Origin of the sequence: Chryseobacterium sediminis, assembly GCF_008386505.1 — a bacterium.
In the GTDB taxonomy this organism is placed as follows: Bacteria; Bacteroidota; Bacteroidia; order Flavobacteriales; family Weeksellaceae; genus Chryseobacterium; species Chryseobacterium sediminis.
The window spans coordinates 1-22,874 of sequence record NZ_VUNZ01000001.1; the positions used below are offsets into that span (position 1 = coordinate 1).

Below are 22,874 nucleotides of genomic sequence, written 5' to 3' on the forward strand. Positions count from 1 at the left end.
CCGACTCGGTAGCTCAGCTGGTAGAGCAATACACTTTTAATGTATGGGTCCTGGGTTCGAATCCCAGCCGGGTCACTTAAGGAGATAACTATTTATTAGTTGTCTCTTTTTTATGTCAAAATAATAATTTCAGGTTGTGCTGCTGTGGCATTGATAGTTTGATTTTAAAACTAAAATTGATCAGCTTCTAAATGTAAAAAGCTAAAAAAATACTTTAATAGGTGTCAGATCACCTTATTTTTGATCTCTTTATATTTTGAACGTCCTATGGGTAGTATTTCTCCGTTTTTAATCTGCAGACCATATCTTGAGCCTGGGTTGATGAGTATTTTTTCTGCCTCTTGGAGATTGACGAGATAAGACTTATGAATTCGTTCAAACCCGTCCGGAAGAAGCTGCTGCAAAAGTTCAAGTGATTTATCATGCAATTCCTGCTTCCCATTTTTAAGATGCAGTTCTGTGTAAATTCCTGCTCCTTTAATATATCTAATTTCAGAAATGCTGATAAGCCGGATTTGCCCGGACTTCTTTACCGCAAGGTATTTCATCCCATCATCTGATTTTAATGTAGGACTAATAAATCGGTTCAGAGCCTGAAAAAATCTTTCTTTATCAAAAGGTTTGGGAACGAAATCAAGTACACCATAAGCAAAAGCAGTAATAGCTTTATCAGTATTGGCTGAAACAATAATGGTATGAAAAGAAGCAGCAACCATTTGTTCCAATACTTCAAAACCATTATCACCATTGAGATTGAGGTCTAGAAGGAGTAAATCCGGAAGTTGACGGGTAATTTGATCAAGCCCTCTTTGAAGAGAATCACAGATTGTGATTTGGATAGGCCTGTTTCCAAAGAATTCGGCAGTCATGCGCTGTAAACGACGCGCGATTCTGGCTTCGTCTTCTATGATTAGTATATTCATGGTTTTAAAATTTGAATGACAGATACCCACCCGTTTTCTGTAGTATGCGAATCGAATCTCCAGTTTTGCTCATAGCTTTCAGTGAGGCGCGCCCGGATATATTTAAGTCCATTACCTCCTGTACGTTCTGTGAGGATATTCCGGTTCTTTGCGATGGTTTCAAAAACATATTGATGATGACCTTCTTTCGTTACAAAATAACAGAGAATGAATTTAATAGTATTTCCTGGTAATGGTTCACTGTGGGTAATGCCATTTTCCAGCAATGTATGAATAATAGCGGGTGGTACCAGCTGAGTTTCATCTATTCCGTTTTGTTCCCATATATAATTAATCTCCTTACGAAAACCCATAACCGAGAGGTGTTGACGGCAAAGCTTCAATTCCGTTGTTATGGGAATCAGGGTTTGTTCGGAAATCTCGTTCATAATATCAAACTCTGCAGCCAGTGCCTGTATAAAACGCGCTCCTTCTTTTGGAGATTCTTCTACCCAATCCATCATTGAGGTCAGGGTATTTCTTAAAAAGTGAGGCTGAATATTTTTTTTGAGCAGTTCTAGCTGTAGTCTTGAGGAAAGTAAAATGGCATTCTGATGTTCCGCTTCCATAACACTTGTACGAATGGAATGCAGATAAAGCATGCTTAGAACAATGATCGTGAAACTGATGAACAGTCCAAAATCATAAACCAGTAAACGATTGACCATAGCACTCATTAAAAGGGCGAGCATTGCTATAAACCCTCCTTTTTCCTTTTGAATGATACCATTCAAAACCACAATAAAAGAAGCAACAAGCATAGCCAGACTATAGAGTCGGGCAGTCAGATCATAGTGTCCGTAATTGGACCAGTAAAGAAATACTAAAGCTATCAGGAGTGCCGCCATCAGCCATATTCCTTTTTTAAAATTGAACTGGATGATAAAATACAGCGGAACCAATAATGCATTGGCAAAAGTCAGCCAGCCGATAATCTCAAGGCGCACGAAAAATTGGGAGTAAGGGATTACAACATGAAATTTCAGATATTCCATAATCAGTAAAGAAAAAAACAGAAAACAGATGATACCAAAGATCAGTATATCCCATTGTTTTCGCTTGCTGTTTACATAAAGAAAAAAGTAATACACAGCTGCGATGAGAAAAGCGCCCGCCATGAGATTCATATAAGACATCGTAACCAATGGTTCTGTCAATAAGGAATTATACGGATCAATTTTATATCCAATACTACGTTGTACATGTGGAAGTAAAGATTGTGAACTGCGTAGGGCAACAGTGTGAAGACCAGGTGAAATCAAATGGTCCGGAATTCTGTAATAACTGCTTTCAGTACCGGGTATTTCCGGTTTGCCATTTTTTGGAATCTGACCGTTATTACCAATCAATACTCCATCCCAATACACTTCAAAAGCACCAAAGGATTCAATCTGAAGGCCAAGTGGTAATACCTCATCTTCAACCTGACGCAGATCTAAATGAGTTCGTGACCAGAAAATTTTATCAGAAGTATTCGCTCTCTCTGGTGACCAATTTTTGTCATTGTAGTCCTTAGATGCCCAAGCCATATCATCACCTGTCTTGTAAACAGGTATTGGATCTTCATTACGAATAACTGATGGATTCAGTATGCCGAGCAAAACCAGCAAAAACATAAAATTATGCATAATGTAAATATACAAGGTAATTTGTAAAAGCTGATGGCAGTTTGCAAGTCTGTAGAGCCGTTCACATGTTTTTACCCAAAATGAGTACTTCTGGAATCTAATTTTACATTATGAAACAAGTAATACTCCTTTTCCTGATCATGTTAACTGCTCAAAATTCCTTTGCGCAGCAAGCAAAAATAACGGGTGTCATTTATGAAAATCCATCTGTTCCTGTACCGCATGTTAATGTAACACTAAAAGATAGCACGGAAAAAATAATTATGACCAGTATTTCGGATACCAAAGGGATATTCAAGATGGAAAACATACCAGCCGGAATCTACCACATCACCTATAATCTGATAGGTTTTAAGACAATCAGTAAAACATTAGAAGTTAATACTGACCTGTCTATAGATGTCGGAATAATAACTTTGGAGGCTGATGCAAAACTTTTGAAGGAAGTAGCCTTAACCGGGCATCGGGGGGCGGTCAATTTAAAACTTGATAAAAAAGTTTTTGAAGTAGGTAAGGATGTTCTTTCTCAGCAAGGGGCGGTAACAGATCTGTTGAATATTGTCCCCTCAGTCAGTGTGAGCCCTACTGGTGCGATAAGTCTTCGCGGTAATGCTAATGTATTGGTATTAATTAATGGACGGCGAACTGGATTAACTCAAGGGAATGCCCTGGAACAGTTACCTGCCGATCAGGTAGAACGTGTCGAAGTAATTGCCAATCCTTCTTCCAGATTTGATGCCGGAGGGTCAGCAGGGATTATTAATATCATTCTTAAAAAGAATAAGAAAGATGGTTTCAGTGGCCAGCTAAGGGTAGTTGGGGGTATTCCTAATGAAACCCGTGTAAGTCCAAGCTTAAATTATAAATCAAATAAACTAAACCTGTTCGCAACTTATGGTTTGCGGTTATCAGATTATGTAGGGCTTTATAAAACAGAACAATCTACCGGGCTTTCAGGGATTCCGGTTTTTCTGAACCAACGACAGGATGAAGACCGTCATGATAATGCCAAGTTGCTTTATTTTGGTGCAGATTACCAGATTAATGACCATAATACGATTACCGCGGCCTTCCTTAGGAATTCTACGCATGATCATGATAAGACCCGGCTGAACTATTTATATTCAGGAAAGAATGGTGTTGGTGACAGTACACTCAGTCGAAGTGGCGAATCATGGGAAAAGCGAAGTTACAATCAGCTGGAATTTAATTATACCAAAAGTTTTGAACGCACCGGCAAAAAATTTACAGTGGATATGCAGTATGATTTCTGGGACAGTGATAAAGAATGGAATCTGGCAACCAATAGAGTTTTTCCGGCTTCTGTTATCTTTCCTACAATCAGAACTAGCTCAGTAGGAGGAAGTAAGGATTTGATGATTAAAACAGATATGATACAGCCGCTGGACAGTACTTCAACACTGGAATTCGGATTAAAACTCGAGAACAGGAGGGTGAACAGTGATTTTATTGCTGAACAGCAAAACTCTGCAGGTTGGGAAATTATTGATCAGATTGACAATCATCTTTTGTATAAAGAACTTATTGGAAGTGCTTATGTGCAGTTTGCCGGTAAAATGGGGGATTTTAGCTATCAGGGTGGTGTACGGGGTGAACTGACCCGTATAGGTATTGAAGACCGTATAGGAAGTTATACAAATGATAAAAATTATAGCAGGTTATTTCCTACGTTAAATATCAGTTACCGTTTTAAAACAGGTACTACCTTACAGGGGAGTTACAGTAAACGGATCAACAGGCCATCGTTAGGGATGATTTATCCTTTTAATGAGTTGACCGATCTGAATAGCCGTTATGTCGGGAATCCGGATCTGAACCCATCTTATGCTCATGTATTTGAACTGGCTTTCCTGAAGAACTGGAAGAGCCTTACTTTTAATCCATCCATTTATTATCAAAAAAATACCGGAGTCATTGAAGATTATACATATCAAAATGCTGACGGTTTGTTCATTACCATGCCAGTTAATATCAACAAAGAAGTACGCAGTGGTTTAGAGCTTTCCGTATTGTATAATCCTATCAAATGGTTGCAGTTAAATACTGAACTTAATATATTTCATTACGTAAAACAAGGGAGTTATCAGAATCAGATCTTTGATTATTCAGGGAATACGCTTACAGCCCGTGTCAGCGCTCAGGTGAAATTGAAGGATAAACTTGCTTTCCAGTCGGTGTATAATTTCAGAGGAGCAAATGCGACTGCCCAAACTTACTCAAACGCTTTGCATAGTATTGATTTTGGGTGCAGCAAAACTTTCCTGAAGGATAAAGCAACGGTATCCTTTGATGTCAGTAACTTATTCAATCTTAGGAAATCTATCAGCAAGACAACAGGAGTAGATTACCAGATAAATCAGACCAGTGTTCCCAATGCAGCCCGTTACCGATTAACACTTGTATACCGACTTAATTTAAGAGATAATCAGACCGTTCGACAGGCTAAAACAGGTAACCGCAATTGATAAGTTTTTTATCATTAAGATTTAATAGTAAAAAAACTTACTGAGGAACATATTTCATACTGATTTCTTCAGAAGAGGTATTGGGGATTTCCTGAAACCCTATTTTCCGATACAGATTGTAAGCCTTGTCATTTCCGGGAGTAACCTCCAGAATGATTTCAATACCTTTGAATTTTTGACTGGCTTCAGCAATAACAGCCTCAATCAATCCCTGACCAATATTTTTTCCCTGAAATTCTTTTTTTACATACATCTGGTAAATACTTCCGGTGCTGTTTTCATTTTTAACAAACGTACAGATGCCCACAAGTTCATGCTGTGCAAAAGCACCAAAAACAAATCTTTCCGGTGTTTCTTCTTCAATATCGCTTTCTATCCGGAATTTTTCAATATTCACGGCCTCCTGATAGGTTGCTCCAAAAGATTCAGGGAATTTCTCCAGACTTTCCAGACGGATGGCCCGGTAAATTTTACTTTCTTCGGGAAGAAGTTTTCGATAGGTAGTACTTGTCATAGTCATTTGGTTTACTTATTCTCATTGATACTCGGATACAAATATGGATATTATTTTGAACTTCTTCCTATTATAGCGGGCTGAATTTCAATAACTGTATTAAAATTTTAAACTCATCTGATGTATTTGTAACAAATTTCCTTTCAGATAGTCTTATTATAAAAAAAAACATTTTTTTGTTCGGAAAAGCCTGCAAAACTATCCGGAAATATAAGAAAATGCCTGTTTAAAGGAAAATTTGGGGACTTTATTTAAATGTTACATTTTTGCAAAATTAACTGCTTACTTCCTAATAAGCATGATAATTTATGTATATTTATAACACTTATTGGGGAAAATAGTAAAATAACAGTAGAGATTTATCAACATATTTCAATGGAATATGTATAGGTAGATATAGGGAAAAGTGGTACTGATGGAAAGAATTAGTCTGATCATTTTTAAAAATAAAAAAAGACATTCAAAAGATATTAACAAGATAATAGCCTGTACAATCTGCATAGGGTTATTTTTATGTATGCTTTCGTGCTGCCATGATTCTCAGGATAAAGAAAGAGAAAAATTTGATACTTCTTTATTAAACCAGACTTCAGACCTTCAGCTGTCAGGCGAATATGAAGCTCTTATCCGGCTGAATATAAAATATCTGAAAAAAGCTGCGAAAATGAAATATAAAGCTGGAAAAGGCCTTTGCTACCTGAATATGGCAGGCGTGAATGTCTCGGCAGGGAATTATGATAAAGCCCGTTTTTTTTTCAACAAAGCAGAGAAAGATCTCGGAAACTCTGAGAATAGTTATCATAAAGCAGCATTTTACAATGACTACAGTCTATATTATTCTCATCTTAAAATAAATGAAAAGGCTATTGAATGCAATAATAAAGCATTTTATTATTTAAAACAGGCCGCAAAAACGAGTCTTGCTCAAAAACTTCTTCCAAGACTGTATATAAATAAAGGAATTTACTATGCCTGGAAAGGCTGGTTCGGAACTTCTTTAAAATGTTTCACCAAAGCGAATGTACTGGAAAACTCGGCCTATAGCAATTGTATGGTTGCCCAGTACTATTTATTTGTTCATAAACCTGATGCTGCAGGAATATATATTGAGCGGGCAGATGAAAAGATGCTAAGTCAAAAGACAACTGATGTAGAATCCCTTTGGGTTTATTATACCATGGGGTATTACTATAATGAAGTTGATAACAGCGAACAGGCGGAGAAAGCACTTAGGAAAGCTTTGGACATCAATATTAAAACAAGACGTACTTATTCTTCACATATCAAAGAAGTTTACAAGGCACTGGCAGAGCTGTACAAGAAAAAAAATGACGGAGGTAAGGCTTATTTCTACCTGAAAAAATATATGGAAGAAGAAGGCAGATTTGATGCCGCACGATTTACCACGATGAATAAAGCGACTGAAGATTTTATATCCGAAGTAAAACAGGAGTCGGACTGGCATAAGAATGATCTTCCGTTATTTATTGCCTTGTCTATCAGTGTTCTTACCTTTTCAGGAGTATATGTCCGGAAGATAATTAACAAGTTAAAACTAAAGAAAAACTCCCTGAAAGAAGAAACAGATGAGCTGAAAAATCATGTAGAAACTAAACAGCTGGAAGAAGTAATAGAGCTTGCCAGGCGGAATGATTCTTCTTTTTTATTAAAATTCAAAGAACTGTATCCTGATTTTATAAAATCGCTTTTGAAAATCAATCCTGATCTTGAAAATTCAGAGCTGACTTTCTGTGCCATGTTGAAACTCCGCTTTTCTTCCAAGGAAATAGCAGATTATACCTTTGTACAGCACAGATCTGTACAGCAAAAAAAATACAGAATCAGAAAAAGACTGAATATTCCCGGAGATACAGATATTTATGACTTTTTTGAAAACTTAGCAGAATAAAGAAATTCATCACAATAAAAGATGCCGAATTCTGTTTTATAAAAAATTTTATTGTTGATCTCTGAGAAGTAAAGCTAGAGAATTAGAAAATAGAGTAATGTATTCTGAGAGATCATTTTTTAATCATAATTTATACAGAAATTTAGCTTAAATAGAGAAACATATGAAACGCATTTTTCTTGCTGTTTTACTTATTATTTTGGTTTCGTGCCATTCTCATTCAAAGAAAGAGGCAGAAAAGAAATTTGATGTTTCTCTGCTGAAGCAGAATGAGAAATTCAGAGTAGCCGGAGAATATGACTCTCTGATCAGTCTCAATAAAAGGTATTACAAACAGGCCGATAAAATAAATTATGCAGACGGTAAAGCGCTGTGTTATATCAATCTGGCTGAGCTTAATATTTCATTAGAAAACTTTCAGAAGTCCCAGATTCTTTTTGATAACGCACAAGAAATCCTGGATCAATCGGAAGATAATATCCACAAAGCCAGGTTCTATAATGTTTACGGCCGTTTCAATATAGAACTCCGCAGGGTTGACAAAGCTTTACAATATAATAATGAAGCAATGGCCCTGATACAGAAGAGCGGTCAATCTGAGCTTAAAAATGATCTTCTTTTCAGTATTTATTTCAGACAGGCCATCTATTTTGTCCAAAAAAAGAATTACGAAAAAGCACTTGAATTCTTTCACAAAGCAAAAAAACTGGATAATACAGGTCTTACAGATTGTGCTATAGGTGATTATGTTTATATGCATAAGAATAAAGACTCTGCCTACAAATACGTAAACACAGCTTACAATAAAGCCAATATAAGAGGGAAAGATGATGGGATAGCGCTGTATGCCAATACTATTATGGGAGAATATTTTCTTACCAACGCACAATACGATAAAGCAGAAGAAACCCTTAAGAAGGCTCTGAAGGTCAATGAGAAAACCAAACGGATCTATGCCTACTACGGTAAATATATCTATAATGACCTCAGGGTGTTGTATGAACGTACAGGAGATAAGGAAAAAGCATATTTCTATTTGAAAGCCTATACAGATGCTTATTATAAAACCAATACATCTTTACTAGCCACAATTAACCAGGATATGGAATCTTTTATTATGGGAGCCCAACAGGATGCAGACCATCATAAAAGTAAAATATACTGGATCATCTTTCTGTCATTGGCAGGCCTTTCTTTATTAGGATTATATGCCTGGAGAATTATCAGAGCATTGGGAAAAAGAAAAGAAGTACTTACCATAGAAGCTGAAAATCTTAAAATCAGGATAAATGATAATAAGCAGGAAGAGGTTTTAGAACTTGGTAAGAAAAATGATCCTGAATTTCTTAATCGCTTTAAAGAAGTGTATCCTGAATTTATAGATCAGCTTTTAACAATTAATCCCGGTCTTGAAAGTTCTGAATTGATTTTTTGTGCAATGCTGAAACTGCATTTTACATCCAAAGAAATTGCAAGCTATACTTTGGTTCAGCACAGAAGTGTTCAGCAGAAAAAATACAGAATTAGAAAGAAACTGAATATTCCCGGAGAAACAGATATCTATCATTTCTTTGATACCTTGAAATAACTCAAAAAAAAACTGTCTGATTTATCATGTCAGACAGTACTCGAAATATTCTCTTTTCACCACATGTATTTTTTTTAGTGGTCTCTGGGTCAAATATGAAAATTTTTAACGAAAACAGGAAAAAACGCTCTACTACATGGGTACTACATCAAATATTTTGATTTGTAATCAATTGGTATGTAGTGTGTTATTGTTTTTGTCTTTTTTGAGGATTTATTTATGAAAAAAAGTGCGGGCTATTCTAAACTGCTGTATTTTTTTAGACTGTATTTGTTATAATCTATCTCTTTAGATGCTATTTAAGTAGCATTTACGTATCAGTTTTTTTCCGATTTTCAATTTACTTTTTCATTGATATTTTAATCAAAACACTCAACGTATTTTCCCTTTTAAAATTCTGCTAATTAATGAATAGATTAGAACAGTGGTGTAAATTATTGATATTTAGTCGTTTACAATAATAGTGTATCTATGTAGTATCACTTTTTTTTGTTTTTTATTAAAAATATATAAGCTTTGCAATGAGTTTTATTGTGAATGTTATACGATATGTTTTGTTTTATTGAATTTATGATAATGTTTGTTTTTCGCCATAGAAACAACTAAAGAATAGAAACTGAAACAGTCTTTGGATAATAATTTTCAATAAACTTTCCAAAATAACTTAAATAAATCTATGAAAAAAAGAATTTTATTCGTTTGCGCGTTAGCGTCTTGTTTTACCGTTTTCAATGCGCAGAGATGGGAATCTGTTTCTCAAAAATCTTCGCAGATAAGAGAAGGAGTAGAAGTGCAGCATTCTTACAGAGTTGATTTGAAATCTCTGAGAGAAATACTGAAAAATGCTGAAGAAACAGGAAAGAATGCACGTCCTGTTATTATTTCTTTACCAACAGCAGAAGGAAAGATTGAAAAATTTGCGGTCTACAGCAATCCTGTAATGGATAAATCTCTCGTAGACAGATATCAGCTCGGATCTTATGTGGGAATTGGGGTTGATGATTCTTCTAAGTATTTAAGATTCAGTACGTCTCCGACTGATATGCAGTCTATGATTATCAAAGATGGTATATTTCAGTTTATAGAACCTATAAGTACAGATAAACAAACTTATGGTGTTTTCTATAAAACAAAGAATGAAGGAGAACATGGCTTCAAATGTGATACAGGAGAACATGATTTTAAAGATATTAATAAACTGGTAAAGAATGGTAAAAACATGCTTTCCGGATTAGGAATTACCAACAGACCTACCAATACAAAATACAGAAGTTTCAGAATGGCATTGTCCGTTACCGGAGAATACAGCCAATATCAGTTGACAGCAGCCGGAACCCCTGCTAACGCTACAGATGATGTAAAAAAAGGAGTTGTTTTGGCTGCAATGAACAATACAATGACCCGAATAAATGGTGTTTTTGAACGTGATTTTGGGGCTCATTTAACGGTTCAGGATCTTCCTCAGATTATTTATCTTGATTCTGCTACAGATCCTTATACTAACGACTTAAATACTCAGCTGCAACAAACCCTTACTGCTGCGGTAGGAAATGCCAACTATGATATTGGACACGTTCTTAATCAAAATGCGGAAAGGAGCGGGAATGCCGGGGGTATTGGAATTGTCTGTTTAGATCCTGCCAGTAATACGGACAAGAAAAAAGGATCAGCTTTTACACAAGGACCTGTACCTGTAGGAGAGATTTTTGATTTTACAGCGGCTCATGAAATGGGGCATCAGCTGGGGGCTAATCACACATTTTCAAATACTTCTGTTACAGATGCAAACAAAGGAGCTAATGTAGAACCAGGAGGAGGAACAACCATTATGGGGTATGCCGGAATTACCTATGATAATGTACAGGCTAACGCTGATGGATATTTTCATTACAAATCAATTGATCAGGTACTGACTAATTTAGAAGGTAAGGACAATTGTGGAGTATCTCAGAATATCATTGATAATACAGCTCCGGTAATTAATCCATTGGTAGCTTATAACATTCCTAAAGGAACTGCTTATTATCTTGAAGCTGCTGCTGTGGATGCAGAAAATAATCCTGTGAATTACACATGGGAACAGAATGACAGTACAGATGAATCTTCTACAATTTCAGGAGATAGCGGATGGGGATATAATCCAAAAGGAGCATTAACAAGATCACTTCCCGGTACACCGAACGGAAGAAGATATTTCCCTAAGTTGGAAACTGTAATGAATGGTATTCTAACAGATAAGCAAGGTTGGGAATCTGTATCTTATATCCCTCGTATCTTAAATTATGCTGTAACGGTAAGAGATCAAAATGCTCAGCGTCCTATGGTTTCCAGCTCCACAACTACAGTTACTGTAGGAAATGATGGACCATTCAAGTTCAATGGACTTACTGCATCTTCAGTGCTGTATAATGATGCAGTAAACACAATCTATTGGGATGTTGCCAATACAAATGTCACTCCTTATAATACAGCAAGTGTTAAAATAGATTATACTAAAGATAACGGTGTTACGTGGACTGATCTTGTAGCCGCAACTCCCAATACTGGAAGTTATAGCGCTCAAATGCCAGGTAATCTAAGTGGAGCTGTAAAGTTAAGAGTTTCAGCGGTAGGTAATATATTTTATGCTGTATCTCCTGCAATTACTGTTGGTAGTGCGCCTACATCTAATACATCAGCTCCTACAGGTATTGCTGCCATTGCTACTGAGATTTTCAAAACAACAGCAAGAGTATCATGGAATAGTGTTCCGGGAGCATCTTATTCAATCAATTACAGAAAAACGGGAACTGTAAACTGGTCTAACGCTGTGAGCCAGGCCAATTCAGTAGTTTTGAATAATTTAGAAGATGAAACAAATTATGAAGTACAGGTGGCTGCTGTAGTCAATTCAGTTCCTGGAGCATTTTCTAATAACTATACATTTAAAACAAAAGGATTAAAGACCGGAGTTGACTACTGTTTTTTAAATACAGGTTCACCTTATCTTGGAGCAATCTTAAAAGTGGCTGTTGCTAATATAGATTATACTGACGCTACTGCAAGATCTTATAAAGATTTGAGTGAAGACCCTACTAAAATTGTTAATCTGACACAGGGAAATACCTATACTCTTGCACCTAGAATAGGAAACTTGTTACAAAGCGGAATGCAGGTAAATGTTTCTGCATGGATTGATTACAACAGAAACGGGATTTTTGAAGCAACGGAAAGAGTAGCTCAGGGATCCGGAGCAGCGCCTACAGGTAACGTTGGAATGGGTAACCTCACTTTTACAGTTCCGGCAGCTACCTATTCGGGAGATAAATTGTTAAGAATGAGGATTGTGGGTAAGTTTTCAAATACTTCTCTTGCTGATGTATGTGGTGAAATTCCAAGCCAGGCAGGAGGTATTATGGATCTTCCTGTGAAGATTACTGCCGGCGCACTTGCTGTGAGAGAAGCAGTAGACACAAAATCTTCAGAGGTATCTATTTATCCTAATCCTGCAGATACATTTGTAGAAGTGAAAAACCTTAAAGGTAAAGCAGATTACAAAATCTACAGCGCAGATGGAAGATTGGTTCAGGAAGGTAAAATTGAAGGAAAGATCAATGTTGCTTCTTTGGTAAAAGGAATGTATGTGATTACTATAAAAGATGATAAGAATACTTATAATACTAAGTTAATCAAGAAATAACACATTTGAATCTCCGTATCAGGATCTAAAAAAACGGAGAGAAAAAAGATTTATTTAAAAAAGGCTGTCTCTGGTTGGGGCAGCCTTTTGTTTTATGATGAAGTAAGATGGCCATTAAAAAAATCCAGCATGGTTGCTAATGACTTTTCAGAATGCATCCGTTCTCCATTTTCAAGGGATTCCTGTGTGGCAACAACAGCTCTTTTTCGCATATTGTTTTCGTAGGCTGAAATAGCATACTGCAAAGAACTGTAATGATTATTCGTTAGATATTCACTCAATTCAAGAGCGTCCAACATAGCCATATTAGCACCTTCTCCAGCAAACGGAGGCATTACGTGGGCTGCATCACCTATTAAAGTTAGATTGGATTGTGCTTCCCAACTGTGATCTGAAGGCATAGAGTAGATCAGGCGCGGAACAAAAGGAGTTGCAGCATTTTCAAACAATTCATTCCAGACAGGGCTCCATTCGGAATATTCTGTTTTGAACCATTTTAATAATTGTGTATTATCAGAAAAATCAAGACCACTATCAGAAGGCCAGTTTTCGTCAGCTTTAAAGCTTGCATAAAATCCCAGATCCCCATTGCCTTTCTGGCCAAGCAGAATGTTTTTTGTATTTCCGAATGCCATTATTTTTCCTCCTTTAATCATAGCATCAATCTGAGGGGCACCTTCTTTTGAAACATTTCCTTCCAACATGATGATTCCTGAATAAACAGGTTTAATATCAGTAAGATAAGGCCGTATTTTAGAATTGGCTCCATCTGCTGCAATAACAAGATCTGCATATTCTGAAGTTCCGTTTTTGAAATGCATAAGCCATCCTTCATTCTGACGTTCCATCGTGAGAAAATGACTGTCCCAGACTACCGTTTCAGGATGTAAGGATTTTAAAAGCATATTCCTTAGAGGTCCACGGTCTATTTCAGGACGGAAATATTCCTCGCCAAAATCTTCTTCAGGCTTTGTCTCATGGTCACTGAAGAATATTTCTGTCTGCTCATTGACAATCAGTGTTCTGTCTGCTCCGGGGCGGAACGTCTTTTTAAATTCTCCCAGCAGTTCCGCTTTGCGTATAGCTGCCAGCCCTGAATCTTCATGCATATCAAGAGGAGAGCCCTGTACCCGTGCGTTTTTATTAAAGTCTCTTTCATATACTTTTACGTTTGCACCTTTCAACTGTAAAAGTCTTGCCAGTGTAAGTCCTGCAGGACCGCCACCAACGATTGCTATTGATTTGTTTTCTATCAGCATTTTTAATTTAAATTTTACAATGCAAATTTATTTTCCTTTCAGCACGGATAATAGTACAAATCGGTCGTTTTTATTTTTGGATAATTCTTTAGGAGCAACTCCTGAAAATTTTTTCACTTCCTTGATGAAATGGTTTTGATCGGTATAATTAAGTTCAGGGAAGAGCCTTCCCTGTGCGATGTGTTCCAAAGATGCCCTGAAACGTAAAATAGTAGAATAAGCTTTTAATGATAAGCCAAATTGTTTGGTAAAATAGCGGTTAATCTGCCTGCTGCTCCAGCCTGTTTTTTCAGAAAGTTCCTGTACACTCATTTCTCCTTTTGAGGTATATATCAGGTCGAAAAGCCTACGTTTTCTTTCATCTGCCTTTTGGGGAAGCAGATCCTTTATTGTCTGGGTTGCTTTTAAACAACAAATATCAAAATTTTGTAAATCATCAGCTTTAAAATCCCAGAATTCAGAAGAAAGCTCTTTTCCGATATTCAATAGATCAGCAATAGACGTTTTTAAAATATATTCAACAGCAATGGGTTTGAAACTGACAACAAAAGCAATCATATGAGGAGCGATATATCTTTGCTCCGGATAAGTCTCGAGCCCAAGAAGGGTAACGTGAAAAGGTTCAGTGGCTGATTGTGAAAAGAACAAATCAACTCTTCCGTCAGGGATAATCACTACTTCTTTAGCTTCGTTCGAGAGGTTTTGAAATGTTCCCAGATTTTCAACAAAATCGGCGATATCTTTGTCGGGTTCGATGAAGTTATAATAGAAATCTTGATCCATAGTTATGCCTGCAGAATGTTGCTTTTAAAGAAGAAAATTACAAAATTTGGGATAAACCGGCAAAGTTATAGATATATTCACTGCAATCAGGGAAGCAATATTCTTCAATGTAAAAGATGACTTTAAAATACAGGCTTTTTAGAGTTACGGTTTTCCGTAAGTTGTACCTGGTTTTTTTATTTAATATTGTCGGATAAAAATCTAAACCATGGCAATTTTATTGATTATTATTTTGTTTATACTGATGCTTTATGCATTTGGTCAATCAGGAAAATTTAAAAAAGAATCCCTTAAGAAAGAAACTCAGGTTACCAATCTAAAAAGGGAAAATAATCAGTTGAAAGCAGAGGTTTCCAAGTTACAGCTAGATAAGATTACTTTAAGCAAAAAAATAGCCGAAGTATTACGACACAATGATGCATTAAGAAAATATCAGGATATTATTGATATTAAAGTTGAATGTGACTATCTTCTTAAAAAAGCAGAAAGAGATAGTTTGAGATTGAGAGAAAGGGCTGGACAGGAACTTTCAGAAGCACAGAACCAGGCTAAGGAGATTCGTAGAAATGTAAAAGAAATTACTGAAAAGAAAACCAGAGAAATAGAATTATTGTATGAAAATGCTGTGAATGAAGCTAAGCGTATTGTAGAAAATGCGGAAGTAAGGGCGGAATCAATAGGTGGAGATGCCTATCGAAGTTTAAGAGAAGCAGATCAGATTGCTGATAGAATAAAAGCAATGAAAAATGTTATTCAAGGTTATGGTAATGAATATTTAATACCAACATATACTTTATTGGATGAATTGGCAGAAGATTTTGGCCACAAAGAAGCAGGTGATAATCTTAAAAAGCTAAGACAAAATAACAAGCTTATGATTGTAAGCAGACAGGCCGGTATCTGTGATTATATGGATGAATCAAGACGAAATACAGCTATTGATTTTGTTATTGATGCTTATAACGGGAAAGTAGATTCTATTTTGGCGTCTGTAAAGAAAGATAACTTTGGCATATTGAAACAAAAGATGGATGATGCATTTCAATTGGTTAATTTTAATGGACAGGCTTTTAGAAATGCGAGAATATCCGAAGTATACCATAGTGCGAGAGTTGAAGAGCTAAGATGGGCTGTAGTTGCCCAGGAATTGAAGTGGCAAGAGCAGGAAGAGCAAAGACAAATTCGTGAACAGATTCGTGAGGAAGAAAGAGCTCGTAAAGATTATGAAAAAGCAATCAAAGAGGCAGAAAAAGAAGAACAGACTTTAAAAAGGCTGATTGAAAAAGCTGAATCCCAGGTAGCTAGAGCTAATGAAGAACAAAAAATGCTTTTTCAGCAACAGCTTGAAGAATTACAGCAAAAACTTACTCAGGCTGAAGAGAAAAATCAAAGAGCAATTTCAATGGCACAGCAAACCAGAACAGGAAATGTATATATTATTTCAAATATCGGTTCATTCGGAGAAGATGTTTATAAAATTGGTATGACAAGACGTTTGGATCCTTTAGACCGTGTTCGTGAGCTTGGGGATGCAAGTGTTCCTTTTGAGTTTGATGTTCATGCTATGATCTATGCTGAAGATGCTCCGGCCTTAGAGAAGCAGCTCCATAAAAAGTTTCTAAAAAGCCAACTGAATAAAATTAATCCAAGAAAAGAGTTTTTTAAATTAAATATTCACGATGTCAGAAACTATATTGATTCTATGGGAATTGGTTGTAAATGGACACTGACAGCGGAGGCAAAACAATACCGTGAAACATTAAAGCTTGAGGAAGATATGAAAACTAATAAACAGCTTGAAGCAGAATGGGAACAATATCAGGAGGTTACTGATCCTGTGACTTATGACGAAGTTCTCTCAGACGAATAACTTTTCCACAAGAAATAGAATCCCTTTAAACTTTAGGCTTAAAGGGATTTTATTTTATAAATTTTATTTCGTATGATGTGAAAATTCCCCTCCTCTGGAGGGGTGGCGAAAATTCAAAGAATTTTTGACGGGGTGGTTTTACAACATATGATTAAACAGACTTCCACAAATTATCTCTATTTTTATAACTTAAAATAGATTTAGGACGATACCTCATGGACAAGTCATCACTTAACACTTACTTTCATTCCCTTTTCAGTATCAAAGAGGAGGTGGTTGAAAAGATCACAGAAAAATTCGTCTGTTTTGAATTAAAAACGAATACTGTTTTGCTGGATAAAGATGCCATCAGTACCAAAACATACTTTCTGGAAAAGGGCTATGTCCGTTCATACATCCTGAATGAAGACAATGAGGAGATTACAACCAATATTTATACAGCTCCTTGCTTTGTGAATGATTTTTTGTCTTTTTTCAGGCAGCAGCCTGCCAAGGAAATATATCAGACAGTGACTGACTGTATTTTCTGGGAGACAGGATTGGAAAATGTACAGGATAATTTTCATAATATCCCTGAATTCAGAGAGTTTAGCAGGCTTTTATTTGTTCTTAATTACTACAATATTCATGACAGATTGATAGAAATGGCAAGTCAGAAAGCTTCCACAAGATATTTCAACCTGATGAAGAAAGATCCTGATATTTTTCAGCATGTTCCTTTGAAGATCATTGCTTCTTATCTGGGAATTAAAGACAGTTCACTGAGCCGGATCAGAAGAGATATTCATAAGATGTAATTTCTTTTCATTTGTCAAGTGATATTTCAGAGATCATCACTGATCTTTGCTAAAAATAATGTCATGAACAAAAAACATATTGTCGTTGTAGGATTAGGTGGAGTAGGCGGTTACTTTGGTTTTAAAATAAATCAGACCAATGAAACTTCCGGAAAATATACTGTTTCTTTTGTTGCCCGGGGAGAAACCTATAAAAAAGTAAAAGAAAACGGATTGATTCTGCTTTCTCCCGAACATTCCAATACCCAAACACATCCTAATACTGTTGAAGAGAACATCAGTGATATTCAAAATCCTAATCTGGTGCTGATTTGTGTAAAAGAATATGATCTTGAAAACGTGTGTAAACAGTTACTGCCGGTCATCAATGAAAATACAGTCTTACTTCCGATGATGAACGGTGCAGATATCTATGACAGAATTCGTAAAATAATCCCAGATCATACCATTCTTCCAACCTGTATTTATGTGGCTTCCCATATTAAGGAAAGAGGAACTGTAGAACATAAAGGGAAAGCCGGGAAAATGATTGTAGGAAGAGATCCTGAACATTTCTCTACCCCTGTAGAATGGATTACCAATCTTCTGAGTGAAAGTAAAATTGATTTTGATTTTAAAGACAATTCATTAACGGATATCTGGACAAAATTTATTTTCATTGCCAGTTTTGGGTTGGTGACAGCTAAATATAATTCATCCATTGGGACGGTATGTTCGGATGAACAGCAAAAGCATGAAGCGACTGAAATTATGAGAGAAATAAAGCGGATTGCCAATAAAAAAGAAATTTTCCTTCAGGAAGATATCATTGATAAAACCTTTGAAAAAGCATCCACATTTCCTTTTGAAACCCCAACTTCTTTACAGCTTGACATTCATTCCGGAAAGAAAGATAATGAACTGGAATTATTTGCAGGAGCCGTTTTGAAATATGGAGCAGAACTTGGTATAGAAACTCCTTTTACACAAAAAATCTATACTGAGATTCAGGCAAAATAAACTTGGGCTAAAGCTAAAGAGTAAAAATATAAAAGGCGGGTTTTAACCCGCCTATATTGAAATTAAATATAAAAGATAGAAGTTTTTAAGCATTATGCATGAATTTCTGCCGATCCAGTAATACTTCATCCGTTTCACGATGATCAGGGTCATCTATACAACAGTCTACCGGACATACTGCCTTACACTGGGGCTCTTCATGAAAACCTTTACATTCCGTACATTTTCCGGATACGATATAGTAAACCTCGTCTGAAACAGCTTCATTATAAATATCGGCATCAGCTTCTGTTCCGTCCGGAAATGTTATATGTCCTGAAAGTTTTGTTTTGTCTTTCCAGCGCCAGTCGATAGCTCCTTCGTAAATGGCTGAGTTGGGACATTCAGGTTCGCAGGCCCCACAATTGATACAGGCATCCGTTATTTTTATAGCCATATTATTGATGTTTAGAGGGTTTTAAAAAGGGATTTCCTCAACGTTGAACGGTTCAGAAATCCCTGCTAAACTTAATTACAGCAGTTCAACACTGTTCTTTGAAAATAAGCAGCATAAAGTGTGCTAATTTTTATTTTTAAATCATTAATCTGCAGCATTTTCTACACGTAATCTATGCACCTGCTTTGTAAAGGAGGTCTGTAAGGCTAATCTTTTGGTTGTATGAACGTTGAATGATTCAGGCTTTCTATTTTTTTCGTTGTTGCGATGCTGATAAGTTTATCAAACTTACCGGAATAGAGTTCCGAAATTTCAGTTGAGTGTTCAGTATCAAATAATGATGATCTCACAATAGGGACACTGAAGGGTAATGGCCATGCTCTTAATGATTTGGCAATAGAATCCATGGCATTGATTCCCTGCATCGCCTGCAGACCATCTGCCCAGCATACCAGACCGACAGTTTTATCGGTAAGATAAGGTTCGTATCTGTTGGCGGTTACTTCAAGCCAGTCCAGACAGTTTTTCATCACTCCCGGAATACTTCCGTGATAAAGCGGAGCCAGCCAAATGTGAAGATCAGCATCGGTGAACATCTGAGTCATACGTTCTACTGCCAAAGGAGTTCTTGTAAGAGTGACATCAAATAGCGGAATGCCGGAATCAGCAAGGGTAAAAATATCAGTCTGAATTCCCAGCATTTTCAGACGTTCTGAAAAATAATCGGAAATCAGTCTGGAAGTAGATTGTGTTCTTCTTTCCAGAGATCCGTTGAATATGATTGCTTTCATTTTTTATTGTTTAAAAATTACTTTTGGTAATCCTATTTCACCATACATCAGTGTTTTAACCAATGGTTTCAGAAGTCCTGCCGCTAATAAATAGAGCGCTGGATCATGATGGGTACTCGCCCGGACGACCACTTTCTGATTTCTGTAATGTTTCAGGTCAGCATAGATGAGACGACGTTTCCATAGGTCGAGCAAAACCGTTTCTGCATTGTTTAAATCAACATAAGAAGCATAAGGAGATAGCTTTTCCATGATCAGCATATAGGCCCATGGCGGGATTATGGCATCTGTAGAACAAATAATTCCTACTGCTTTTTCATTATAGACAGAAAAATCCACCGCAGCAATTGATTCTTTAAACTCTTTCTCCTTGACAATCATTCCCATGAAGAGATGATCTTTGATATCCAGTTCTACAATTTCCGTTGTCGGTTTGTAATCTGAAAGATCAAGGGCAATAATGCCTGAAGCTTTTGCTTTATTGATAAATGTTTCCTCAGTCATAGTTTGTTGGTAATAAGTGTTAATTATCTTACTTTTGACAAAGCTTCTTCATATTTTTTCTCCACAGCAGACCAATCCAGAACAGACCAGAAAGAATCCAGATAATCTGCTCTTTTATTCTGATAGTTCAGATAATAAGCATGTTCCCATACATCTATCCCAAGAATAGGGAAACCTCTGTTCATCGAAAGAACATCCATCATCGGATTATCCTGATTAGGCGTGGAACTAATCGCCAGAGATCCATTGAATTTTACAAAAAGCCACACCCATCCGGACCCGAATTGTGCCAACCCTGTTTTTTTCATTTCTGCTTTAAGGTTCTCAAGACTTCCAAAAGTGGCAATGACAGCATCATGAAGTGTCCCTTCAGGATTAAGTTTGGGTTGAGGAGAAAGAATTTCCCAAAACAAAGAGTGATTGTAGTGTCCGCCACCCTTATTTCTTACAGCAGGGCTGTATTCACTTATCCTTTGTAGCAAAGAATCAAGATCTGGATTGGTTTCATTGGTTTGTACCAGGGCTGCATTCAGATTATCAACATAGGCCTGGTGATGGCGCTGGTGGTGAATGGTCATGGTTTCTTTATCTATAAAAGGTTCCAAAGCATCATAAGCATAAGGCAGCTGTGGTAATGTAAATGGGCTCATCGTATTTATTTTTTTGATTATTGTCTGACAAAGGTAAAAATATATTTGAATAAAACAACTTTTTTGTTGTTTTATTGTTTTTATGCTTTGGAAAGGTAATTACTTGTAAATGTTTTGGTTATATGTTGTTTTTGGAGGTTATAGAAAATGACTATATTTGTTGTTGAAAAATAAAACAACCTAAATATTGTCAAATGAAGAAACCGGCAGCGGATCGCATTCTGATGTTTTTAAAGATGAGAGGTGAGGTGACATCCCTTCTGATTGCTGAAGAATTGTCGATTACCAAAGAAGGCGCAAGAAAACATTTACTGAATCTTGCTCAGGAAGGATTGATCCGGTCTTCAGTGAAGAGTGAAGGAGTAGGCCGTCCATCTACTTATTATACGCTTACAGAGAAGGGATTGGCTCAGTTTCCTGATACTCATGCAGATGTAACCGTTCAGATTCTGAAATCAGTGAAAAATCTTTTAGGTGAAAATGCATTGGATTTATTAATCAGTGATCGTGAGAAAAATACTCATGAACGATATGAAAAAGTACTTTCTAAGGCAAAATCTCTGGAACAACGCCTTGAATCCCTGGCAAAAGTCCGCAGTGAAGAAGGATATATGGCAGAATGGAAAAAAGAAGGAAAAGATTATTTTCTGATTGAAAACCATTGCCCGATATGTGCTGCCGCAACAGAATGTCAAGGGTTCTGCCGTGCTGAATTATCCAATTTTCAGTCGTTGGTCGGGAAAGAATATACGGTTGAAAGAGTAGATCATATTGTTTCCGGCGGACAACGATGCGTATACAAAATCAGCCAATAATTTATAATTCATAACTTATAATTTATCATTCAAAAGATGGCTTTAAAAGCAGTAATATTTGATATGGACGGAGTTCTGATAGATTCAGAAAAATTCTGGACTCAGGCTGAGCTTGATGTATTTTCATCGTATGGAGTACAGGTCACGGAAGATCTTGCGGCACAAACCAAATATATGACCACTCAGGAAGTGACAGAATTCTGGTATGAAAGATTTCCGTGGGAAAATTTTGATTCATCTGATCTGGAAAATAAAGTAGTTACTAGAGTAATCGAAATGATACAAACCAAAGACTGTACAATGTCCGGTGTACAGGAGTTTATCAGACATCTTAAAAATAAAGACTACAAAATAGGATTGGCAACCAATGCTCCTTTGCGTGTAGCTCATGTTGTTCTTGAAAAACTTCAGGTTCGTGATCTGTTTGATACCGTTCATTCATCCGAATTTGAAACCCATGGAAAACCTCATCCTGCGGTGTATCTTACCTCTGCAGAAAACCTGGGTATTTCTCCTGAATACTGTATTGCGATTGAAGACAGCCATTCAGGATTAAAAGCTGCAAAAGCGGCAGGAATGCAGACCGTAGTTTTTACCAATGATGATGAAAGCATTGATTCTGATCTTGCCGACTTTAAAATATTGAACTTTAGCAATGCTTTGCTGCCGGTGTTTAATGAATAGTTAAATAGTGAATGGTGAATAGTGAATCCGCTTCGCTGTGAATTTTAAAACGTACTGTAAAAATTGACGATTGACTGCGAAGCAACTTGACGATTGATCTTTAAAACATGAATGGTGAATAGTGAATCCGCTTCGCTGTGAATTTTAAAACATGCTGTAAAAATTGACGATTGACTGCGAAGCAACTTGACGATTGATCTTTAAAACATGAATGGTGAATAGTGAATCCGCTTCGCTGTGAATTTTAAAACATGCTGTAAAAATTGACGATTGACTGCGAAGCAACTTGACGATTGATCTTTAAAACATGAATGGTGAATAGTGAATCCGCTTCGCTGTGAATTTTAAAACATGCTGTAAAAATTGACGATTGACTGCGAAGCAACTTGACGATTGATCTTTAAAACATGAATGGTGAATAGTGAATCCGCTTCGCTGTGAATTTTATTAATTATTGTAAGAAATTGACGATTGACTGCGCAGCAAATTGACGATTGAAATAATCCCGAACCCCGAACCC

At 36.5% G+C, this 22,874-nt stretch carries 18 protein-coding genes and 1 tRNA gene; 10 read left to right on the forward strand and 9 right to left on the reverse strand.

Annotation, left to right across the window (positions count from 1 at the left end; translation table 11 throughout):
• Positions 1–2: 2 nt before the first annotated feature.
• Positions 3–75 (forward strand) — tRNA-Lys (locus FW780_RS00005).
• Between the two features lie 149 nt (positions 76–224).
• Here the strand turns inward: FW780_RS00005 and FW780_RS00010 are convergent.
• A complete protein-coding gene (locus tag FW780_RS00010) occupies positions 225–923 on the reverse strand; it encodes a LytR/AlgR family response regulator transcription factor (protein ID WP_149831626.1) in 699 nt (232 codons plus the stop codon).
• Positions 920–2,590 (reverse strand): histidine kinase, encoded by a 1,671-nt coding sequence (locus tag FW780_RS00015; RefSeq protein WP_149831627.1) that lies wholly within the window; start codon positions 2,588–2,590, stop codon positions 920–922. Before FW780_RS00015 ends, FW780_RS00010 begins: the two co-directional genes overlap by 4 nt.
• Before the next feature lie 110 nt (positions 2,591–2,700).
• On the opposite strand from FW780_RS00015, the gene FW780_RS00020 reads away from it, so the two are divergent.
• Positions 2,701–5,076 carry an outer membrane beta-barrel family protein gene (locus tag FW780_RS00020; RefSeq protein WP_149831628.1) on the forward strand — a complete coding sequence of 792 codons (2,376 nt, stop codon included), beginning with the start codon at positions 2,701–2,703 and terminating at the stop codon, positions 5,074–5,076.
• Between the two features lie 37 nt (positions 5,077–5,113).
• Here FW780_RS00020 and FW780_RS00025 read toward each other — a convergent pair whose 3' ends face one another.
• Complete coding sequence (locus FW780_RS00025) at positions 5,114–5,590, reverse strand: GNAT family N-acetyltransferase (protein WP_149831629.1); 477 nt, start codon at positions 5,588–5,590, stop codon at positions 5,114–5,116.
• A gap of 415 nt (positions 5,591–6,005) precedes the next feature.
• Between FW780_RS00025 and FW780_RS00030 the strand changes: the two genes are divergently transcribed.
• From FW780_RS00030 to FW780_RS00040, 3 genes are all read left to right on the forward strand, one after another.
• The gene (locus FW780_RS00030) at positions 6,006–7,499 is read left to right on the forward strand and encodes a tetratricopeptide repeat protein (RefSeq protein WP_149831630.1); all 1,494 of its coding nucleotides are present in this window, start codon (positions 6,006–6,008) and stop codon (positions 7,497–7,499) included.
• A 163-nt stretch (positions 7,500–7,662) separates the two neighbouring features.
• On the forward strand, positions 7,663–9,087 hold the full coding sequence (locus FW780_RS00035; protein WP_149831631.1) for a tetratricopeptide repeat protein: 1,425 nt from the start codon (positions 7,663–7,665) through the stop codon (positions 9,085–9,087).
• A 676-nt stretch (positions 9,088–9,763) separates the two neighbouring features.
• Positions 9,764–12,766, forward strand: a complete 3,003-nt coding sequence (locus tag FW780_RS00040) for a reprolysin-like metallopeptidase (protein WP_149831632.1) — start codon at positions 9,764–9,766, stop codon at positions 12,764–12,766.
• 92 nt (positions 12,767–12,858) lie between these two features.
• Here the strand turns inward: FW780_RS00040 and FW780_RS00045 are convergent, their stop codons facing one another.
• Positions 12,859–14,025 carry an FAD-dependent oxidoreductase gene (locus FW780_RS00045; RefSeq protein WP_149831633.1) on the reverse strand — a complete coding sequence of 389 codons (1,167 nt, stop codon included), beginning with the start codon at positions 14,023–14,025 and terminating at the stop codon, positions 12,859–12,861.
• A 27-nt stretch (positions 14,026–14,052) separates the two neighbouring features.
• On the reverse strand, positions 14,053–14,808 hold the full coding sequence (locus FW780_RS00050; protein ID WP_149831634.1) for a helix-turn-helix domain-containing protein: 756 nt from the start codon (positions 14,806–14,808) through the stop codon (positions 14,053–14,055).
• Positions 14,809–15,016: 208 nt separating this feature from the next.
• Between FW780_RS00050 and FW780_RS00055 the strand changes: the two genes are divergently transcribed.
• The 3 genes from FW780_RS00055 to FW780_RS00065 all read left to right on the forward strand — a co-directional run bounded on the left by FW780_RS00055 (position 15,017) and on the right by FW780_RS00065 (position 18,474).
• Positions 15,017–16,678, forward strand: coding sequence for a GIY-YIG nuclease family protein (locus FW780_RS00055; RefSeq protein ID WP_149831635.1), 1,662 nt, complete (start codon positions 15,017–15,019; stop codon positions 16,676–16,678).
• A 215-nt stretch (positions 16,679–16,893) separates the two neighbouring features.
• Positions 16,894–17,475 (forward strand): Crp/Fnr family transcriptional regulator, encoded by a 582-nt coding sequence (locus FW780_RS00060; protein WP_149831636.1) that lies wholly within the window; start codon positions 16,894–16,896, stop codon positions 17,473–17,475.
• A gap of 63 nt (positions 17,476–17,538) precedes the next feature.
• Entirely contained in the window at positions 17,539–18,474 is a 936-nt protein-coding gene (locus FW780_RS00065) for a ketopantoate reductase family protein (protein ID WP_149831637.1), read from the forward strand.
• 85 nt (positions 18,475–18,559) lie between these two features.
• On the opposite strand, the gene FW780_RS00070 is transcribed toward FW780_RS00065, so the two are convergent.
• The 4 genes from FW780_RS00070 to FW780_RS00085 all read right to left on the reverse strand — a co-directional run bounded on the left by FW780_RS00070 (position 18,560) and on the right by FW780_RS00085 (position 20,855).
• Positions 18,560–18,910, reverse strand: a complete 351-nt coding sequence (locus FW780_RS00070; RefSeq protein WP_149831638.1) for a 4Fe-4S dicluster domain-containing protein — start codon at positions 18,908–18,910, stop codon at positions 18,560–18,562.
• A gap of 206 nt (positions 18,911–19,116) precedes the next feature.
• Positions 19,117–19,701 carry an NADPH-dependent FMN reductase gene (locus FW780_RS00075; RefSeq protein ID WP_149831639.1) on the reverse strand — a complete coding sequence of 195 codons (585 nt, stop codon included), beginning with the start codon at positions 19,699–19,701 and terminating at the stop codon, positions 19,117–19,119.
• A gap of 3 nt (positions 19,702–19,704) precedes the next feature.
• On the reverse strand, positions 19,705–20,205 hold the full coding sequence (locus FW780_RS00080; protein ID WP_149831640.1) for a DUF2480 family protein: 501 nt from the start codon (positions 20,203–20,205) through the stop codon (positions 19,705–19,707).
• A 23-nt stretch (positions 20,206–20,228) separates the two neighbouring features.
• On the reverse strand, positions 20,229–20,855 hold the full coding sequence (locus FW780_RS00085) for a superoxide dismutase (RefSeq protein WP_149831641.1): 627 nt from the start codon (positions 20,853–20,855) through the stop codon (positions 20,229–20,231).
• Between the two features lie 194 nt (positions 20,856–21,049).
• On the opposite strand from FW780_RS00085, the gene FW780_RS00090 reads away from it, so the two are divergent.
• Both FW780_RS00090 and hxpB read left to right on the forward strand, forming a co-directional pair.
• A complete protein-coding gene (locus tag FW780_RS00090; protein WP_149831642.1) occupies positions 21,050–21,670 on the forward strand; it encodes a helix-turn-helix transcriptional regulator in 621 nt (206 codons plus the stop codon).
• A gap of 36 nt (positions 21,671–21,706) precedes the next feature.
• Positions 21,707–22,354, forward strand: a complete 648-nt coding sequence (hxpB, locus tag FW780_RS00095) for a hexitol phosphatase HxpB (protein WP_149831643.1) — start codon at positions 21,707–21,709, stop codon at positions 22,352–22,354.
• Positions 22,355–22,874: the final 520 nt, after the last annotated feature.

What these genes read in the sequence shown, in the direction of transcription:
- FW780_RS00010 (WP_149831626.1), bottom strand. Translation starts at nt 923, where the DNA reads ATGAATATACTAATCATAGAAGACGAAGCCAGAATCGCGCGTCGTTTA.
- FW780_RS00015 (WP_149831627.1), bottom strand. Translation starts at nt 2,590, where the DNA reads ATGCATAATTTTATGTTTTTGCTGGTTTTGCTCGGCATACTGAATCCA.
- FW780_RS00020 (WP_149831628.1), top strand. Translation starts at nt 2,701, where the DNA reads ATGAAACAAGTAATACTCCTTTTCCTGATCATGTTAACTGCTCAAAAT.
- FW780_RS00025 (WP_149831629.1), bottom strand. Translation starts at nt 5,590, where the DNA reads ATGACAAGTACTACCTATCGAAAACTTCTTCCCGAAGAAAGTAAAATT.
- FW780_RS00030 (WP_149831630.1), top strand. Translation starts at nt 6,006, where the DNA reads ATGGAAAGAATTAGTCTGATCATTTTTAAAAATAAAAAAAGACATTCA.
- FW780_RS00035 (WP_149831631.1), top strand. Translation starts at nt 7,663, where the DNA reads ATGAAACGCATTTTTCTTGCTGTTTTACTTATTATTTTGGTTTCGTGC.
- FW780_RS00040 (WP_149831632.1), top strand. Translation starts at nt 9,764, where the DNA reads ATGAAAAAAAGAATTTTATTCGTTTGCGCGTTAGCGTCTTGTTTTACC.
- FW780_RS00045 (WP_149831633.1), bottom strand. Translation starts at nt 14,025, where the DNA reads ATGCTGATAGAAAACAAATCAATAGCAATCGTTGGTGGCGGTCCTGCA.
- FW780_RS00050 (WP_149831634.1), bottom strand. Translation starts at nt 14,808, where the DNA reads ATGGATCAAGATTTCTATTATAACTTCATCGAACCCGACAAAGATATC.
- FW780_RS00055 (WP_149831635.1), top strand. Translation starts at nt 15,017, where the DNA reads ATGGCAATTTTATTGATTATTATTTTGTTTATACTGATGCTTTATGCA.
- FW780_RS00060 (WP_149831636.1), top strand. Translation starts at nt 16,894, where the DNA reads ATGGACAAGTCATCACTTAACACTTACTTTCATTCCCTTTTCAGTATC.
- FW780_RS00065 (WP_149831637.1), top strand. Translation starts at nt 17,539, where the DNA reads ATGAACAAAAAACATATTGTCGTTGTAGGATTAGGTGGAGTAGGCGGT.
- FW780_RS00070 (WP_149831638.1), bottom strand. Translation starts at nt 18,910, where the DNA reads ATGGCTATAAAAATAACGGATGCCTGTATCAATTGTGGGGCCTGCGAA.
- FW780_RS00075 (WP_149831639.1), bottom strand. Translation starts at nt 19,701, where the DNA reads ATGAAAGCAATCATATTCAACGGATCTCTGGAAAGAAGAACACAATCT.
- FW780_RS00080 (WP_149831640.1), bottom strand. Translation starts at nt 20,205, where the DNA reads ATGACTGAGGAAACATTTATCAATAAAGCAAAAGCTTCAGGCATTATT.
- FW780_RS00085 (WP_149831641.1), bottom strand. Translation starts at nt 20,855, where the DNA reads ATGAGCCCATTTACATTACCACAGCTGCCTTATGCTTATGATGCTTTG.
- FW780_RS00090 (WP_149831642.1), top strand. Translation starts at nt 21,050, where the DNA reads ATGAAGAAACCGGCAGCGGATCGCATTCTGATGTTTTTAAAGATGAGA.
- hxpB (WP_149831643.1), top strand. Translation starts at nt 21,707, where the DNA reads ATGGCTTTAAAAGCAGTAATATTTGATATGGACGGAGTTCTGATAGAT.